The organism is Tahibacter sp., from assembly GCF_035481375.1.
Lineage (GTDB): Bacteria > Pseudomonadota > Gammaproteobacteria > Xanthomonadales > Rhodanobacteraceae > Tahibacter.
The window spans coordinates 1-18,117 of sequence record NZ_DATIGT010000167.1 but is presented as its reverse complement, the minus strand read 5'-3'; the positions used below and the strand labels follow the sequence as shown (position 1 = coordinate 18,117).

Genomic DNA, 18,117 nt, shown 5'->3' with positions numbered 1-18,117 from the left:
CTAAAGCCAAACCCAAGATGCTCATCATCGGCGCCATGATGCGTAAGCTCGCTCAAGTCGCCTTTGGGGTTATCAAATCCGGCAAGCCCTTTGATCCTTCGCTTCACGGGGCTTGATTCGGACAACAGTATCTACGTTTCCATGCGACGCTTGACCCTGCCCCAGGGACAGACTCGAGACTGGCCCGGATGTCGAAAACCGGAATCCACTACCTGCGCATCGGCGATCTCGCTCGCCGCAGCGGCGTCAGCGCGAAGGCGCTGCGGCTCTATGAATCGCGCGGTCTCTTGAAGCCGGCCGCGCATTCGGCAGCGGGCTACCGTCTCTACGACGCCGCGGCGCTCGTGCGTCTGAACCAGATCGTGCTGCTCAAACGCGCAGGCTTCCGCCTCGCCGAGATCGGACGTCTGCTCGCGCGCGATCCGCAGGCGGCGACGCAGCTGCTGCGTGCGCGCATCGCTACGCTCGAACGCGAATGCGCCGAGCGGGCGCAGGTGCTGGGTGTCTTGCGCGGCCTCGCTGCGCGCGCGGTTTCGCCGTCGGAATTCCCACTCGATGAACTCGTGGAGACGATAGCGATGAGCACGCAATTGAACGTGGACTGGAGCGAACGCGAACGCGACGACTTCCGCCGCCGCGCCGAGCAGCTCGGCGAAACCGGAATGGCGGAAGCGCAGCGGCTATGGCCGGAACTGATCGCGCAGGTGCGCGCCGCGATGGATGCCGGCACGAGCGCCGACGCACCGGAAGTGCAGGAATACGCGCGGCGCTGGTACGCGCTCCTGCACTGCTTCACGGGCGGCGACGCCGAAGTCACGCGCAAGCTCGGCCAGGCCTGGCAGTCGCAGCCCGCGGCCATGGCGGCACACGGACTCGATCCGGCGCTGTTTGCCTATGTCGGCACCGCGATGAAGGTGGCGGGATTGGCGTTGCCAGGGCTGCCGTAGGTTGGGTCGAGCGCAGCGAAGCCCAGGATCGAGGTGTTCCGGCGCGGCGTTCGTCAGGCGGAAGCGTTCTCGCCGGTGCCCTTTTCGCGATGCCGTCGCGACGAGCTGCTCCGGCACGGCTTCTTCGCGGCAGAACCACCGCGATGCTGGGCTTCGCCTGCGGCTCGACCCCACCTGCGTTTCGCGATCACCCGCAAACCCGATTGCGCCCGCCGCGCTTGGCCTCGTACAGCCGCGCATCGGCTTGCGACACGAGGCGTTCGTGATGCGTTTCCTCGCCGCGCGTGGCGAGGCCGACGCTGACGGTGATCGTGAGGCCGGGCGCGAACGCCGAGCAGTCGGTGCTTTCCACCGCGATGCGCAGGCGCTCGGCGAGCGTCCGCGCCTGCTCCACGGTCGTGTCGGCGAACAGCAGCGCGAATTCCTCGCCGCCGTAGCGCGCGATGCGGTCTTCCGCGCGCAGCTGCGCGCGCATGGTATCGGCGACGAGGCGCAGCGCGGCGTCGCCGGCGGCGTGCGAGTACTTGTCGTTGATGCGCTTGAAGTGATCGATGTCGACGAGCGCGAGGGTCAGCGGACGCGATTCGCGCACGGCATGCTCGAATTCGACGGCGAGCTGTTCGTCGAACCAGCGGCGGTTTGCGAGTCCGGTCAGGCTGTCCTCGCGCGCCTGCCGCTCGAACGCGTCGGCGTGTTCGCGCAGGCGCACGAGCAGTGCGCTCTTTTCCGCATCGGCCGCGGTCAGCCGTTCGGTCTGCGCGCGCAGGTCCTGGGTGCGCTGGTCGATGAGTTCGCGCAGGCGGCGCTCGTTGCGATGCAATTGGCGCACGCGCGCGGCATAAACCAGATACAGCACGGCGATGCCGGCCAGCGCGGTCGCGGCCCAGAAGCTGCTGCGCTGCCAGAGCCGCGGCGCGACGTACAGGTCGACGACCGCTTCCTCGCCGTTCCAGTCGCCGCCGGCGTTGGCCGCGGAGACGCGGAAGCGGTAGTCGCCGGGTGCGAGGTTCGTGAATTGTGCAAAACGCTGCGTACCGCGCTCGACCCAGTCGGGATCGAAACCGTCGAGCCGGTAGCGGTAGCGTATCTTCTGCGGCATCAGATAGCTGAGCCCGGCGAAATGCAGTTCGATCTTGCGCGTGCCGGGCGCGAGGTGCAGGCCGTCTTTCAGCGTCACGGCGCGGTCGTCGACGCGGACCTCCTCGACGACGACCGGCGGCGCGGAGCGTGCGAAGCGCGGCAGCCGCGGCGGATCGACGCTGGAAAGGCCCATCGCGGTCGCGACCCAGATGCGTCCGTCGGAGCTGCGCCAGGCGGCCGGCCCCGAGCCGCCGTTGCACTGCGCGCTCGCCATGCCGTCGGCTTCGCCGTAGACGTCGACGGCGAGTTGCGAGACGCGGCCGTCGGCGACCGCGTCGGCGTCGCCGCGCGCAATGCGCAGCACGCCGCGGTTCGTCGTGAGCCAGAAGCGGTTCTCCTGATCGGCGACGACCTGGAACACGGTGTCGACCGGCAGGCCGTGGCGACGCGCGACCGCGGTGTAGCGATCGCCGCGCGCGCGGACGAGGCCGCGGTCGGTCGCCATCCAGATCGTGCCGTCGGCGTCCTCGTGGAAGCCGAACACGTCCTCGATGCCGTCGAGCGCCGACAGGTCGATGCTGCGGATCGTGTCGCCATCGGCGACGGCGGCGCCGTTGGCCGTGCCGATCCAGAGGCGCCCGTCGGCCGCGGCGTGCAGCGCGATGATGAACTCGCGCGGCAGGCCGTCGGCCAGCGTGAAGCTGCGCCACGCGCCGTCGCGCAGCCGCGACAGTCCGCGCGCCGTGCCGACCCAGACCGCGCCGTCGCGCGCGGTCGCGATCGCGCGGACCTGATTGCCGGCCAGGCCGTCGGACGCGCTGAATCGTTGCAGCGGCTGCCGCGGCCGCCAGTGCACGAGCCCGTTGGCATAGGTTCCGACCCAGAGTCCGTCGGCACCGTCGCCGGCAAGGCTCAGCACCGAGTCGCCGAACACGTCGGCGGCCGCCTCCATCGCCTCGAAGTGTTGCCCGTTCCAGCGCGACAGTCCGCGGCTCGTGCCGGCCCAGAGCGTGCCGTCGGCGGTCTGCAGCACGCTGCGCACATAGTTGTCGGCGAGGCCGTGTTCGGTCGTATAGCTGACGAACGGTGCATCGCGCAGACGCAGCAGCCCGCCGTTCGTACCGACCCAGATGCTGCCTTCGCGATCCTCGAACAGCGCCGACACGCGGTTGTTCGGCAGACCGACCTCGCTGCTCAGCGCTTCGACGCGGCCGTCGCGCAGGCGCAGCACGCCATGGTTGACCGTGCCGATCCACAGATGCCCGGCGCGATCAACGAGCAGGCGCTGCACGGCGTCGACCGGCAGGTTCGCGGCGGCCGCGACGAAGCGCTCGCCGTCGCGCCGGTACACGCCGCGCTCGGTGCCGACGTAGACCGCGTCGCCGTCGAACGCGATATCGAAGACCGGTCCGGGCGGCAGCCCGTGCGCTTCGCCGAACGCCTCCACGACATCGTCACGCACGCGCACGAGCCCCTCGGTCGTGCCCGCCCAGATGCTCCCGTCGGCGGCGAGGTTCAGCAGGAACAGCGACAGGCTCGGCAGACCCTGCTCGCGTCCGAAATGGCGCACGGCGCGGCCGTCGACGCGATCCAGCCCGGCGCTTTCGGTCGCGACCCAGAGCCGGCCGCTCGCGTCCTCGAGCACGTCCATGATCTCGTCCTGGGCGAGCCCGTCGCGCATGTCGAGCCGCGACCAGACCCCGTCGCGCAGCCGCGTGACCCCGCCGCGCGAGGTGCCGAGCACGAGCGTCCCGTCGCGCATGACCTGCAGCGCGCGGATGCCGTTGTCCGCGAGCGCGGGCACGTTCGCGCGATCGAACGCGCGGAACTCGATACCGTTGTAGCGCGCGACGCCTTCCCAGGTCGCGAACCACAGGTAACCGTCAGGCGTCTGCGCGACCCCCTGCACAAGGTTGTGCGGCAGCCCCTGCCGCGTCGTCCAGGTCTCGCGGAAATACTCGTTGAGCGGACGCTGGTCGCTCGCGCAGGCGAGCGTCTGCAACGCCAGCAGCGCCAGCGCGAACAGCCATTGCGTCATGGTCTTGCCGGATCGCACATTCGGCTCCCCCGACCGGTGCGGGGCCAGAATACCCGATAGCGGGCCGGGGCCAATGTGGGGAAACCATTCAGCGGAGGGGTTACCAGTAGGCAAGATAGCGTGCCTGCGCTGGCCATTGCCGGTGAGCGAAGTCGGCGACACGGGCGGTGACGGCGGCGTCAGTGGCAAAGAACAGAACCCAGTGTTCGTCCGCGCCGCCTCCCCGGAGATGCGCGTAGGCCCAGCCGCGGTCGCCGGCGAGATAGCGCAGGTTGTCGATGGATACTTCGTTCTTCACGCGTACGAGGCGCTCACGCAGATCGCCGGCCGTGACGCGACCGCTGACGGCGGCTATAGCGACATTGTCGTCGTGACCCAGGCGGCTCCAGAGTTCGCGCCACGTCACGGGATCGACGTTACGGAACGCGAGCATCAGCAGCGGATGCCCGCCGATCGAACTGAAATGCAAAAACTGCGGCTGCAGACGCATCGTTATCGCACGCCACCAGTGGCCGGGCGTGCCATAGGCACACAGCACGAGCCACGGGGCGCGGTCGTCGTGTTCGGCGGCAACGAACGCGATCTCGCCGAAGGCATCGTCCTCGCTGACGGTCAGGCCGCCCGCGACGCCGCGCAGTGCATCGACACGACGGAACGTGCTGATCGGCGCGACGTCGAAATCCTCGAGATGTTTCTCGAACCGGATTGCGAGCGCCTCGTCGTCGCAGACGAAAGCGAGCAAGCGATCGTAGACGGGGGCGTTCCACTGGAATAGGGCCCAGCGAAACGAGGAGACGACGCGCGCAAGGTCGTCGGCCGGCGGACGACCGCGTCCGAACATCCAGTAAGGCTCCGCGACGAACGCAGCGGATGCGCCGGGCCGCAGCTCACCGACGATCGCCTGCGCGAAGGTCGGCGCGTACTGCGTTCGTGCGGGCCGATCCGTCGCGAAATGGCCCACAACCGGTGTGATGTCCCGTGCGTCAGCATGGCTCGTCGCCGGCGACGAGGCGATCCACGCACGTACGAGCGGCGTGATCGAGGGTTCGTCGCGAAGCACGAAGAGATGGCGCGATCCGATGCCGCCGTCGCCGGCCCACGTCGATCGAGGTCCATCGAGCGATTGCGCGATCGCTACCGGTGCTTCGGGAGGCGGCAGTGTCGTGGGAATCCGCCCCGTCGATTCGAGGTAGGCGCAAAGACAGCGCTGGAGATCATCGACGTCGACGCGGGACTCGATCGCCCACAACCGCCTTCCGCCGGCAAGGTGATGAGCAGCGATGGCGGCATGGCGTTCGTCCGCGGGGAGCGACGCAAACCGGATGACGATTTCCCGACGGGCCAACGCGAGCATCCGGCGCTGGCGGACCGCGCCGATTGCAACGAGCGCATCGTCGAAGCGGCTGACCTGCGCATCAGTGATCGGCGCCAGTCGATCCGCTGCGGCAGCGTCGGAGCGGAACTGCGTCGCATCGACGAGCGCGATCAGTTCGATCATCGCTGCGGCGACATGCGTGACCGCGTCCCATTCTTCCCGCGGTCTGCGCAGCGGCGAAGACGGCGATTCGCTGAAGAGCAGCAGTCGCAAATAGAGCGCTGTGTTTTCGTCCGGACCGTTCACTGCGACTCCCGTACTGTAGTGCGATGGATCAGCTACCACCTGCCCGACAGATACCAGCCGCGCCGCGTCGACGCGAACTCGAAAACGCGTGCGGTCGTCTGCGCGTCGCGTGCATGGAACATCGCATGATGTTCGCCGGAACCGCCGCCGTGGACATGCGTGTAGATCCAGCCGAGCCGGCGAGACAGCGCGTTGCAGTGGTGGAAGCCGCGATTGTCAACAGCGGCGAGAAATGCGTCGAGCACGACGCTCGCCTTCGCACGGCCGCAGACCGTCGCGGCGGCGATCCCGTCATCGTGGTCGAGGCGCTGCCAGAGCGCGTCATAGGCTTCGCGGTCATCGGCGCGATACACGCCGACGAAACTCGGAACACCGCGTGTATGCGTCGCGACCGCTCCAATGCCGAGTCGCGCCGTGTGCCGGCGCCACGTGTGTCCGTTCCCGGACACGTCGACAATCAGCCACGGCGGCAGGCCGTCCTCGGCCGCGGCAATCATGGCTGCCGCGCCGTAGCCGTCCGATTCGCCGAACTGTGCACCGTGCGCGACGCGGTGCAGCGCATCGACGCCGTGATATGCGGCAATACGTTCGCTTGTGCGACGGTGGCGCCTCAGTGCGCTGTCCCAGTCATTGGCCAGGACGGCATTGCGACTCACGAAGGCAAGTACCGATTCCTGCATCGTGTTCGGCCACGCGAACAACGCCCAATCGAACGCATCGGCTATCGCCACCAGTTCGGCGTCGAGCGACAGGCCGAGCAACGCAGAAAACGAAGGCGGCTGCGCTGCGCGGCCCGACAGCGGCGCACCGATCACCATGTCCTTCGGCATGCCGTGAAACCAACTGCCCTTGCGAGCCGCTTCGGCAATCGTCGCCAGCGGCCTGGAATCCCCCTTCGAGACCAGCATCGCGTCGCGCCGCGAGCCGAGCCAGTCGTCCAGCACCGGCGTGAGCGCGTCGGCGTGGCGTTCCAGTATCACGTGCAGTACCCCGTTGCCGCTGGCGCTGCACGTTGTGACGCTCTCGGACGCGCGCGCATGCACCATCGGCAACCGGTCCGGTCTGGCCCAGCCCGGCGCGCCTGCGCGATTCAGATAATTCGTAAGCGCGGCTTCGAGGTCCTCGAGGATGTCGCCATTCCATTGGAGAAGACGGGAGGCGAGCCTGCCGTAGCGTTCGCCGCGATCCACGATCTGCAGCACACGCATTTCGTGAGACGCGGGATCGAGATCGCGCAGCAGGACGCGCGCCACGATGCCGAGCGGCTGCCGCCAGCGCGTGTCGACCGCCGCGAGCGCGGCGTCGAAATCCTGCAGATCCTCGGCGCGTACAACGGCCAGATGCTCGGCGGCGGCGAACTTGTCGTCCCGTAACAGGCTGCGCTCCAACAAATCCAGAACTGTCAGCAGCGATACGGCGATCTGCTCGTTGGGATGCAGCGGCAGAGCGGAATGCCGCTGCCGCGCCTCGGGCGACTCCGTGAAGAGTGCGAGCGCTGCGGCGCGATAGCATCGGTCGAATGGCATTCCCTGACTCAACTCTGCTGCAAATGCCTCGCCTGCCTTGCCGGCGTCGCCCCGACGCCCTTGCGCGCGCGCGGCGCAGGCAGTGCGACGTCGGCGGCTTCGAACGGCAGGCGCGTGCGTCCGCCGGCGGCGTGGTAGTCGGTCGCGAGGTCGGCGCCGGTTTCCTCGGCGTTGAGGCCGCGTTCGCCGGTCAGAAAATCGTAGAGCGCCCGGATGACGCGTTCCTGCGCGAGCGCGTGGGTCTGGCCGGTGCGCGTGTAGAGCCAGTCGCTGAAGGCGAGGAAGTTCGCGAACGGGCTGTCGCCGAGCAGGCGGGGCAGGGTGCGCGGATAGCGGCCGGAGTTCGCGATCAGGTCCCAGTAGCGCGCGAAGCGCGAGAGCCGCTGCATGGTCGCGAAGTCGATGACGTTCGTCGCGAGGATGTTGTACGGCGGTTCGGGATTGAACTGCAGGCCGAAGGCGTCGGTGTGCCGCGCGATCGGCGCGCCGCGCAGGCGCTTGAGGATGCCGAACTGGATTTCGTGCGGCGCGAGCGCGACGAGCGTGTCGAAGCCGCGCGCGAATGTCGCCACGTCTTCGCCCGGAAGTCCTGCGATCAGGTCGACGTGCAGGTGCGCGTTGCAGTGTTCGCGCAGCCAGCGCAGGTTGGTCGCGGCGCGCGCGTTGTCCTGGCGCCGCGAGATGCGTGTCTGCACGTCGGGATCGAAGGTCTGGATGCCGATCTCGAACTGCAGCGTACCGGGTGGGAAGCGCTGGATCCCCGTCTTCAGACGTTCAGGCAGATGGTCGGGAATCAGCTCGAAGTGCACGAACACCGGATCGTCGGGTGCGGCGTCGAGCTTGGCGAGAAAGAAGTCGAGGATCGCGAGCGAGGTGTCGACCTTGAGGTTGAACGTACGGTCGACGAATTTGAACTGGCGCGCGCCGCGTGCGTAGAGCGTTTCGAGATCGGCGAGGAACGGTTCGAGCGGGAACGGCCACGCGGTCTTGTCGAGCGCGGACAGGCAGAACTCGCATTTGAACGGACAGCCGCGCGAGGCTTCGACGTAGAGATAGCGCCGGCTCACGTCTTCGTCGGTGTATTCGGCATACGGCGAAGCGAGTGCCGGCAGCGGCGGCTGCACGCCGGCGATCACGCGTTCGGCCGGGCGTTCGCCGTCGAGCAGCTGCGCGGCGAGCTTGGCGAAGCTGACTTCGCCCCAGCCGGTCACGACGTAGTCGGCCATGGCGGCGATGCGCTGTTGCGCGGTTTCGTAGCTGACCTCGGGGCCGCCGACGACGATGAGCAGGTCGGGTCGCAGCGTTTTCAGCTGCGCGACGAGTTTTGTGCTTTCTTCAATGTTCCAGATGTATACGCCGAGGCCGAGGACTCGCGGGTTGTCCGCGAGGATCTTCTCGGCGATGTCTTCGGTCTTCTGGCCGATGATGAATTCGCGGATGGCGCTGCGTTCGCGCAGCGCGCCGAGGTTGGCGCGCAGGCAACGCAGGCCGAGCGACGCGTGCGCGTAGCGCGCGTTGAGGGTGGCAAGGACGATATCGGGCATTGCGCCAGTATGCGGGACGGCGCCGCCGGGCGCGAAATTCGACGGGGCGGGGCTTGATCGACGGTGCGGCAGAAACCCGTTCTCACCCACCATGTCCTCCCCTTCACGGGGAGGGCATGGGTGGGGATGGGTCTCGCCTCACCCCCGATACAGCGCCGAACTACAACCGCGTCCAGGCATCCTGCCAGTTCGTCCCGGTGCCGGGCCCGTAGTGATAGGCGCTGTTGATGTTGCACCAGCCGCCTTCAGGATACGGACGGCAGCGATAGCGGTTCCCGTCAGTGCCGAGCACGACGGTCTGGCCCGCGACATAGCCGCCGATGCCGTTCGGATAGACGTAGTCGTAATTGCCGCCCGACGTCGGCTTCTTGTGCGCGATCGACACGGTCGTCGCGTTCGTCGCCGCGCCGTCGCTGACGGTCAGCCGCACGATGACGGTCTGATCCTGCGCGGGCGAGGCGAGATTCAACGTCGTCTGCACGCCGCTCGTCGAACTCAGGGTTGCGCCGCTGCCGGCGGTCACGACCCACTGGTAGGTCAGCGCCTGTCCGTCGGGGTCGCTCGATCCCGCACCCGACAGCGTGACGCTGCCCGCACCGGTCACCGTCGTCGCGCTCGCGCCGATCGCGGCGACCGGCGGCTGGTTCGTGTTCGGCAGGCGGATGTCGATCTGATGATTGAGGTTCTGGCTCGTCAGCGTGTAGACGCGGTTCGCGCTCGCGCTCTGCTGCGGCACGATGCTGCCGTTGGCCAGTACGCCGATACGCGCGTTGGCGGCAGCGGCATTCACCGCGAGCGCGAAGCGGAATGGCCACTCGGTCGCGGCGCCCTGGCCCGACGCGACCGTGAACGGAATCGTCTCGACGTCGTTGCCGGATGCGTTGAACAGGCGCAGCGTCACGGTCGTGCCCGCCGGCAGTGCGTTCTGCGCGGTCAGCGCGCCTTCGTCGGTCCAGGTCGCGTTCGGCGATCCGCCGAATTCCACATCAGTACAGGTATAGAACGCTTCCGTGCTGTCGGAGCGCTGCCAGACCGTGTAGATCGTGTGCTTGCCCGTGAGCTGCGGCAGCGCGCAGCGGAACTTGTAGGTGCCGTTGTCGAGCGGCACCGAGCCGAAGCGGCAGAACTCGAACAGGTCGGACCAGCGCAGCGGCTGCGTGGGCGACCAGCCGCTGCGCGTGACGTAGAAGATCCAGTCGCGGCTCGCATGCGGCGCGGTCGCGCGGAACACGAATTCGAACTTGCCGTCGGCGCCGTTCGCGACCGGCGTCGCGTACCAGTCGCTGCGCGCGAGGTCGAGTCCGCGGAAAGTGTTGTTGTTGCCGCTGCAGAGCTTGCCGTCGGGCACGACGGCCTGGTGGTTGCCGTTGGCGTTGGCCTGGTTGACGCCGGTCCAGTCATAGAACGCCTGCGTGCCGCCGGCGTCCTTTAGCGCACGGCAGGCGGGATCGCTGGGGTTCTCGGGGTTGTTGAGGAAACAGTGATAGATGCGGCTTTCCGGCACGATCATCGAGCCATGGGCCTGGCTGCGCGGCGGCGCCGAAACGGCGGACAGCGCGAGCAGCGCGAGCGAACTGCGTAGGACGAACGGATGCGACACGACGGATCTCCTCCCGATATGGATGCGCACGTCGCCGTCGCACGGCGCGTTCAGGCGCGCCGCGGGACGGCGAAGCAGAGTCGCCGTCCGGAGGTGGATGACGGCGGGATGGCGATGCACGCAAGGCGTGCGGCAAGCGCGGAAGCCGCGCGGTACGTCGTTGTCGTTATCGCTGCTGCCGGCACCGTCGATTGCGGTGCCGTCGTGCTTCAAAGGTGCGATGCCGCGCGACGATCATCGTCGCGCGCGTATGCTCGCGCCGCAACGGCATAAGCGGCGGACGCGGCGTCATGCGTCACGGCTCGAAATCGTCGTCGAATATCGCACCGCTGCCGGCGCCGAAATCCACGTCGATACAGGTATAGAACGCCTCCGGGCTGTCCGAGCGCTGCCAGACCGAATAGATGACGCGCTTGCCGGTCGCGGCCGGCAGCGGACAGCGCAGGTAGTAGTGGCCGTCCTCGTGCAGCGGCACGTTGCCGAGCCGGCAGAACTCCTCGACATCGGCCCAGCGCAGCGGCTGCGTCGGCGACCAGCCGGGCTTGCTGACGTAGAAGATCCAGTCTCGCGTCGCATGCGGCGCGGTGCCGCGGAATGCGAATTCGAAACTGCCGTCCGAGGCGGCGCTGATCGGCGTCGCGTGCCAGTCGGTGCGTGCCATGTCGAGCGTCGCGAACGCCGGGTTGTTGCCGCTGCAGAGTTTTCCGTCGGGAACGACGGCCTGATGATTGCCGTCGGCGTTGGCCTGGTTGATGCCCATCCAGTCGTAGACGCCGGACGTGCCGCCGTTGTCGCGGACGGCGCGGCACGCCGGGTCGGTCGGATTTTCCGGGTTGTCGAGATAGCAGTAGTAGATGCGACTGGTCGGCGTCGTCATCGTGCCGTGCGCAAGCGCTGCGCGAGGTTGAAAGCAGGCAGCCGAGACGAGCAGCGTCAGAACGCCGCCGGCGAGCGAACGAGGGATCACGCGTTTCTCCTTCCATCCACGCCGCGACACCCGCTGCGAATGCGCAGGCGGTGCGCGATCATTTCGACGAAACCCGTCCGACGGTGGATAGACAGGGAACTGCACGGCACGCAAAGCGTGCAAAAAAGGCGCAGCGGCAATCGCGGCGCGGTAGGGCTTATGGGTATTGGAATCGCGGCGTATTTTCTACGTCAGCGCGACCGCTGCCGTGATGTGTCGCGCAGAAGCGGAAGCGGGAGGCAGAAAAGAGAGGGAGAGGAATGAGAAATGAGTGAGAGCCGCGGCGCGCCCTCCCCTTTCTCACTCCTCCGTCCTGTTCCTGCCGTGGAAAAAGCGGGCCAGGGAGGAGAGGAGCGAGAACTGAGAGCGCGCGATCATGCTTCTCTCTCTTTTCTCACTCCTGCCCCCTTTTTCCTGCCCTTACGGCGTGAGGTAGCTCGAGATGCTCGAATACACATCAGCCAGGCGCGAGTAGTAGTCCGGATCGGTCGGCGCGCTGCAGTACGAGTAGCCACCGTAGAGGCCGCCGCGCAGCTGGTAGCTGCCGGTGCCGCTGACCGTGAACAGGCCCGAGCCCGACGAGCCGCCTTCGGTCACGCCGAGCGACCACTGCACGCGATAGAACGGGCCGAGGCCGTCGATGTTGCCCGAGAGCTGCGTCACCTTGCCGAGCGAATACTTCTTCACGTCGCCGGCCGGGTGATGGATGCCTTCGATCGCCGTGTTCGTCGCGGCGATCGCGCTCGAGTTCCAGCCGGCATAGATCGCGCCCGACGGCGGCGCCGTCTTGAGTTCGAGCAGCGCCGTGTCGCGCGAGCGGTTGTTGTGGCGCAGGTACGCACCGCCGGTCAGCGTGCGCGCCGACGGGCTGACCGTCGAGCCATTGCAGGTCGTCGCCTGGTAGAACCAATAGGTCTGCAGCGTGTTCGCGACCGACTGCGTGCTGATGCAGTGGTTCGCGGTCCAGAACAGGCGCTTCTTCGGGCTGTGGCCGTTGTTGAGCAGCGTGCCCGTGCAGAGGTACGAGCTGCTGCCCTTCGTGAACACCATGCGCGCGACGGCGTTGGCCGTGCTCGTGAAGCCCGACGGCGGGCTCGTGCGGCAGACGATGTCGCGCTCGCAGTAATCGCTCTCGCCGATCTTCAGGCCGACGGCTTCGTCGGTCGACGCCGGGTTCAGGTCGAAGTGCGACAGCTGCGGAATGCGCAGGCTCAGCGCCTGCGCCTGCGAACCCGGCGCAAGCACGATTTCGATCGTCAGCGCCTGGCCGGTGACGACCGGCGACCAGTTCGCTTCGCCGACGATCAGGTCCTTGCCGGCGACTTCGAAGGTCTGGCCGTCATCGCCGCGGAAACGCAGCGTGATGTCCTGGTAGTTGATGCGCGCGCCGTTGGCCGGGGCGAGGAATTCCAGCGCGGCGCGCAGCGCGACGGCGCCGTCGGACTGGACGCGCAGCTGCGAACCGAGCGAGCCGTCGGCCAGCGACTGCCACTGCAGCTTGTCCAGTGGCATCGCCGAGGCGGCGGTTTCACGGCCGAGCGCGATTTCGAGCGGCTCGCCGTGCTTGTCCTGCAGGCGGCGGCGCTCGGCGAGCAGGCTCATCTCCTGCGCATCGGGCAGGGCGAGCGCGACGACGGTCTGCGGGTTGGCGACGGTGCGGAACACCGCGCCGCCGGTCGACGCGGCGCTCGCGGATTCCGTGGCCGGCGTCGAATCCATTTCCGGTGCGCCGCGCGAATTCTGCGCCATGGCCGGCGCGATCGACACGGAAAGCAGGACGGCAACCGCCGCCGCAAGACGATGTATGCGGATCATTAACGACATTCCTCCCGATGATGAAAGCGGATCCCCCGATACCGCGCCCTGGCGATGGCCAAAGGCCGCGTCACTGTACGGACTGGGAGCCGGGGTGCACGCCGCAACGCAGCAGACGGGACGTGAGTTAACGGCGGGATCCCGGCTTCCGCCAATTCGCTTTGTGCAATTCGACCAAGGTCCGATCTTCACTGGTTGATCACGTTTGCCGCGACTTCGCGTGGGAGTGATGGAGCGCGGAAGTGTCGCGCTCCCGGGCATCGCTTCGGCGACGGCGCGGTCGGTGAGGTTTCGCAAGGACAGGGGAAGGTATTGCAGAGGCTGAGACAGGGATAAGGGACAGTGGCCAGGGCGCCGGGTCGGTCGGCGGCGCCATTCCGGATTTACACGATGACGTGCCTGCGCGGGCGGCGGGCGCGTGGGCGGCCGTCCGTGCGCGGCGCAACGAATAAACAGGGGCGAGGACGTAGGACGATGAGCAGAAGGCAGGTGTTGGGAGGACTGGCGCTGCTGGCGCTGGCCGGGAGCGGGTGGGCGCAGACGTCACCGACGTTGCTGACGCCGCCGCCGGGGTCGTTGTGTCCGGCACCGACGGTGTCGACGGAGCCGGGTAATGTGCACATGTTCCCCGGACGCTGGTGGAATCCGCAGCGCAACGGCATCGGCTGGGACTTCTTCTACGGAGAAGGCCAGCAGACGATGTACCTGACCTGGTTCACCTATGACCAGCAGGGACGGCCGGTCTGGCTGCACGGCGAGAACAAGGGGCTCACGTTCAACGGCGTGACCGGTGAGCGCACCTGGCAGTCGAGCCTGTACGTGGCTCAATGGACGTTCGGCACGCAGGGCCGGACCTTCACGCGCGTAGGCGCGGTCTCGGTGACGTTCCCGAACCAGACCACGACGCGTGCGGCGGTCCGCTGGCGCTGGGATGTGAACTCCTCGATCACGGCCGTCGGTGCGTCGACGTATGACGAATGCCTGTACGACACGTTCCGTGACCAGCGCGCGATGCGCTACAGCGAAAGTGTGATCAATGAAGCGTTTTCGTCGAACTGGTTCTATCGCGGTATCGAAGGCGATCCGCTGGTGGGCTGGGGTGTGGATCTGCTGATCGACATCAATCCGGCCAACAGCCACTACTTCGAGACGGCCTCCGCGGCGATCTTCGACACGTCCGGGCGGCCGGTGTGGCTGCAGTCGGTGGACGAGTGGGGAACGACGCCGCCGGCCGATGACACGATGAACGAGTCGACGCGCGGCGTGCTGCGCTACCTGAAGTTCACGACGGTGCCCAACGTGCATCCGGCGGTGACGGTGTGCGCTGAAGCGTCGTCGGTCTGCGGTCCCGATGCCGATCACGAAGGCACTTCCGAACCCGATGCCTACGGCCGCTTCGGGCGCCGCATCGACAACGCGGCCTACGGTCGCGTGCTGCTGACGGCCGATGTGCCGGCCGGCGTGACCGGCGGGTCTGCGGTGGACTGGCCGCCGCCGAACAACGTGCCGACGTTGCCGAACGACGTGCCGGTCATGCGCTTTGATTCCAATCACGTCATCGTCGACAAGACGGTGTGCCGTGTGCCGGGAGCGAACGACACCTGCACGTTCCAGGTCAGCTGGAGCACGAACGACCCGAACGCGAAGATCGTGCGCTATGACCTCAACAACGGCGGCACGACCGCGGTGGACTTTGCCGAGGGGCTCAGCGACGTCAAGCCCGACCCGTTGCCGGTCGGTGCGCGCGTGCAGTACGAGATCCACTACCACTACAACGGCACCGGTCCGCTGACGAAGCTGCGCACGCCGGAAGTGCGCGTGCTGCGCGAGAACACGATCGCCGACGCCAATGTCGAGAACATTGCATGCACGCCGCAGGGCAACAACGGCTGCGATCTGCCGGTGCACGATGCGCGCACGGGCGCGATCGCTGGTGAAGGGACGACGGACGGCGGCGCGGCGCAGTATGCGATACCGATCGCGGTGCCGCCGGGCCGCAACGGCGTCGAGCCGAAACTGGGGCTGAACTACAACAGCCGCAGCGGCGGCGGCATTGCCGGCCTCGGCTGGTCGCTGTCGGGATTGAGCGCGATTCATCGCTGCCCGAAGACGACGGCGCAGGACGGCATGGGAGCGGACGGCATAAGCAAAGCAGCGCCCGTCACGATGACGGCGAGCGACGCGCTGTGTCTGGATGGCCAGCGGCTCGTGCGCACGAATGTCAGCGGGACGCTGGCTCCGAACGAGCCTTACGGTGTCGTCGGTGCGTACTACCGCACCGAAATCAACAACTTTGCGCGCGTGACGCAGTATGGCGGCGATCTGGCGAGTGGAGCCAGCTGCTTCAAGGTCGAGCACAAGTCCGGCGAGGTGAGTTACTACGGCGGCGTGTCCGATGGCGGCACGTGCTCGGGCGGCGGCTCGCGGCATAAGCCCTATGTGGACAATGTTCCAGAAGGGAATCGCGTCCCGCTGAGCTGGAACATCGAGCGCGAGCAGGATCCCAGGGGCAACAGCATCACTTACACGTATCACGCATCGGAGCCGCCCTACGGTAACGGCGAAAAGCTGCTGCAGTACATTCGCTACACGGGCACGGGCAGCACCGAGGGCAACCGCCAAGTCTCCTTCGAATACGCAATGCGTCCGGACGCGGACCGCAGCCGGTCGTATCTGGCCGGCGGCGTGACCGAGCGCACGCGGCGCCTGCACCGCATCGTGACGTCGGTGGCCGGTGCCAGTGTGAACTCGTATACCTTGAACTACGCCGACCCGATCAGCGGCGCACCGGGCAATCTGCACAGCGGACACAGTGCCCTGCAGTCGATCCGGCAGTGTGCGAGCGGGGGCGAGGAAACGACGGGGCCGGGCGCGTTTGGCGCGGAAGTCTGCCTGCCGGAAACCGTGGTGTCCTGGAACGACCTGCCGCCGGATCACGTGCTGCGGCCGGTCACGATCGCGGGCTTGCCGGATCCGGCGCCCGACAGCAACGGCGGGTTCGTGGATCGGCGCGTACAGACGATCGGTGACCTGGACGGCGACGGCGTGCGCGAAGTGCTCGTCAACCAGCGCCAGAGCGACAATGTGGTGCATACCTGGCTGGTCAAGCAGAACGCCGACCGCGTGGTGACGAGTACGCTCGACATCACTTCGATCGCGGGGTCGGTGCTGTACTTCACGCAGGGCATGCAGACCGACTACGACGGCGACGGCCGTGCCGATCTCGTGGCGGCCGATGAAGGCGCGTACGTGCGGCTGTACCGCTGGAATCTCACGCGCGGCGCGAACTTCGGTGCGACGCCGGCGGCGACGTTCACGACCGTGACGCTCAATGGCGTGGCACCGGGCCATCAGCTGGTCAGCAGCGACGACATCGACGGCGATGGCCAGGCCGACCTGATCCTGCGTCGCCTCGGCAGCAGCTGCAGCTCGCTGGCGATCGACGACACACCGCCCAACGCGCCGCAGAGCTATGACCACATCCTGTGCTACTACCGCAACACGACAAGCTCGCCGACCGCGGTGAACTTTGCGACGGGCGTGCAGATCTACGGCTGGACCCACGACACGCTCGAAGGCGGTCTGTCGCCGGTGGGCGACTTCAATGGCGACGGCACGAGCGATCTGGTCATCATGACCAAAACCACACAGCCGGGTGGCGAAGTCGACGCGGTGACGACAGTGCTGTTGTCGCAGCAGCCCGGCGCGCAGCTGCCGGCCGGTTGCACGGCAACGTCTTCGGCGCACTGGAAGCAATGCACGGCCGGGGCGATGGGCTTGCCGACGAACGATACCGGCTACCGCACGACGGGTGCGACGATGCGCTGGCACGACGTCAACGGCGATGGACTGACCGACTTGCTCTACGCCGTTCCGTGCAGCACGACCAACCAGAACTGCGCGCGCGGGAGCTGGCACGTACACATCGCGAACGGCCGCGGTTTCAATGCGTCGGTCGGCATTGCCGGCAACACCGATGCGTTGCTGATGACGAAGGGCATGGCAAAGAACCGTTTGCGCTACGCAGCCCAGTTGCCCGCTGCGGACGTCGACAGCGACGGTAAGCTCGACCTGCTGTATCCGGTGGGACTGGCGGCGCGCCAGTGTATGTCCGTCAGGGTCGATCACACGGCGCAATCGGGTGACGGGTGCCCCTATGACCCCGCCACAGGAGGTAGGGAATCCGGCCTGACGGAGCAGTGCCAAACACGCGTTTGGGTGTGCGGCAATGATCCCGCCGTCGACATCGTAGGTGGCACGTCGCAGTACGGCTTGCCCGACGTGGCAGACATGCCGGAACAGCCTCTTGACCCGGCCATCACGAGCGACAACCTGTATACCGTCCGCACGCGCAATGCGAGTTTCACAGCGACGGACCAGTCGCTGTACTACATGGCCGGCCTGCGCTTCGTCGCGACGGAGTCGGGCTATGAAGCACAGAGTTTCAGTCTCAATGCGTCGGCCGGTACGAACCGTGCCGCCCATCGCGTGGCGATGACGCTCAACGACACGACCTCGCTGAACACGGCCGAGGACCTCTATGGCGACGGGCTCACCGATCTGATGACTCGCGTCGGCTGCTACAACGCGGGCATCAACGACGACTTGTGTCACTTCGTCAGCGACGGCGTGAGTGGCCCGGCGACGGTGGCCACGGGACCGACGCCCAACGCGGCACCGGTCAGCGTGAACGTGGGCACCTTCAACGACGGCCTGCGCAGCTACGTCAACGAGAACGTCGGCGTCGGCGAGAACGGCAACTCCGCGCCGCTGCTGCCCAACACGGTACGAATGATCACCAACGGGCTGGGCGACCGTGTGTCGTGGACGTACTACCCGTTGTCGAGCAAGGCGTATCGTACGGCCGGTCAGTTGCCGCTGCACTACCTGCCCGAGAACGGCTACGTCGACAGCAACCACTTCTACTTCCAGTCGACGATGCCGGTGGTCGGCAGCATGGCCAGCAACAGCGGCGCGGG

9 protein-coding genes and 1 pseudogene are annotated in these 18,117 nt (G+C 67.2%); 3 read left to right on the top strand and 7 right to left on the bottom strand.

From position 1 onward, the window contains the following. Window positions 1-116 (top strand): annotated as a pseudogene (locus tag VLF18_RS11160) (IS110 family transposase); the annotation flags it as partial. Window positions 117-188: 72 nt separating this feature from the next. Continuing rightward, window positions 189-947, top strand: a complete 759-nt coding sequence (locus tag VLF18_RS11155) for a MerR family transcriptional regulator (protein ID WP_325279696.1) — start codon at window positions 189-191, stop codon at window positions 945-947. 187 nt (window positions 948-1,134) lie between these two features. Here VLF18_RS11155 and VLF18_RS11150 read toward each other — a convergent pair whose 3' ends face one another. The 7 genes from VLF18_RS11150 to VLF18_RS11120 form a co-directional block, all read right to left on the bottom strand. Beyond that, a complete protein-coding gene (locus VLF18_RS11150; protein WP_325279695.1) occupies window positions 1,135-4,065 on the bottom strand; it encodes a two-component regulator propeller domain-containing protein in 2,931 nt (976 codons plus the stop codon). A gap of 100 nt (window positions 4,066-4,165) precedes the next feature. After that, a complete protein-coding gene (locus tag VLF18_RS11145) occupies window positions 4,166-5,563 on the bottom strand; it encodes a hypothetical protein (protein ID WP_325279694.1) in 1,398 nt (465 codons plus the stop codon). A gap of 155 nt (window positions 5,564-5,718) precedes the next feature. After that, window positions 5,719-7,212 carry a hypothetical protein gene (locus tag VLF18_RS11140; protein WP_325279693.1) on the bottom strand — a complete coding sequence of 498 codons (1,494 nt, stop codon included), beginning with the start codon at window positions 7,210-7,212 and terminating at the stop codon, window positions 5,719-5,721. A gap of 8 nt (window positions 7,213-7,220) precedes the next feature. Further along, window positions 7,221-8,756: a B12-binding domain-containing radical SAM protein gene (locus tag VLF18_RS11135; protein WP_325279692.1), complete on the bottom strand. Its 1,536-nt coding sequence runs from the start codon at window positions 8,754-8,756 to the stop codon at window positions 7,221-7,223. A 160-nt stretch (window positions 8,757-8,916) separates the two neighbouring features. Continuing rightward, window positions 8,917-10,356 carry a lytic polysaccharide monooxygenase auxiliary activity family 9 protein gene (locus VLF18_RS11130; RefSeq protein ID WP_325279691.1) on the bottom strand — a complete coding sequence of 480 codons (1,440 nt, stop codon included), beginning with the start codon at window positions 10,354-10,356 and terminating at the stop codon, window positions 8,917-8,919. A 295-nt stretch (window positions 10,357-10,651) separates the two neighbouring features. After that, a complete protein-coding gene (locus tag VLF18_RS11125) occupies window positions 10,652-11,323 on the bottom strand; it encodes a lytic polysaccharide monooxygenase auxiliary activity family 9 protein (RefSeq protein ID WP_325279690.1) in 672 nt (223 codons plus the stop codon). A 420-nt stretch (window positions 11,324-11,743) separates the two neighbouring features. After that, window positions 11,744-13,138: a trypsin-like serine peptidase gene (locus tag VLF18_RS11120; protein ID WP_414717211.1), complete on the bottom strand. Its 1,395-nt coding sequence runs from the start codon at window positions 13,136-13,138 to the stop codon at window positions 11,744-11,746. Between the two features lie 474 nt (window positions 13,139-13,612). On the opposite strand from VLF18_RS11120, the gene VLF18_RS11115 reads away from it, so the two are divergent. Then, the coding region (locus VLF18_RS11115; RefSeq protein WP_325279689.1) for an FG-GAP-like repeat-containing protein at window positions 13,613-18,117 on the top strand (4,505 nt) is incomplete at its 3' end.

What these genes read in the sequence shown, in the direction of transcription:
- VLF18_RS11155 (WP_325279696.1), top strand. Translation starts at nt 189, where the DNA reads ATGTCGAAAACCGGAATCCACTACCTGCGCATCGGCGATCTCGCTCGC.
- VLF18_RS11150 (WP_325279695.1), bottom strand. Translation starts at nt 4,065, where the DNA reads ATGACGCAATGGCTGTTCGCGCTGGCGCTGCTGGCGTTGCAGACGCTC.
- VLF18_RS11145 (WP_325279694.1), bottom strand. Translation starts at nt 5,563, where the DNA reads ATGATCGAACTGATCGCGCTCGTCGATGCGACGCAGTTCCGCTCCGAC.
- VLF18_RS11140 (WP_325279693.1), bottom strand. Translation starts at nt 7,212, where the DNA reads ATGCCATTCGACCGATGCTATCGCGCCGCAGCGCTCGCACTCTTCACG.
- VLF18_RS11135 (WP_325279692.1), bottom strand. Translation starts at nt 8,756, where the DNA reads ATGCCCGATATCGTCCTTGCCACCCTCAACGCGCGCTACGCGCACGCG.
- VLF18_RS11120 (WP_414717211.1), bottom strand. Translation starts at nt 13,138, where the DNA reads ATGATCCGCATACATCGTCTTGCGGCGGCGGTTGCCGTCCTGCTTTCC.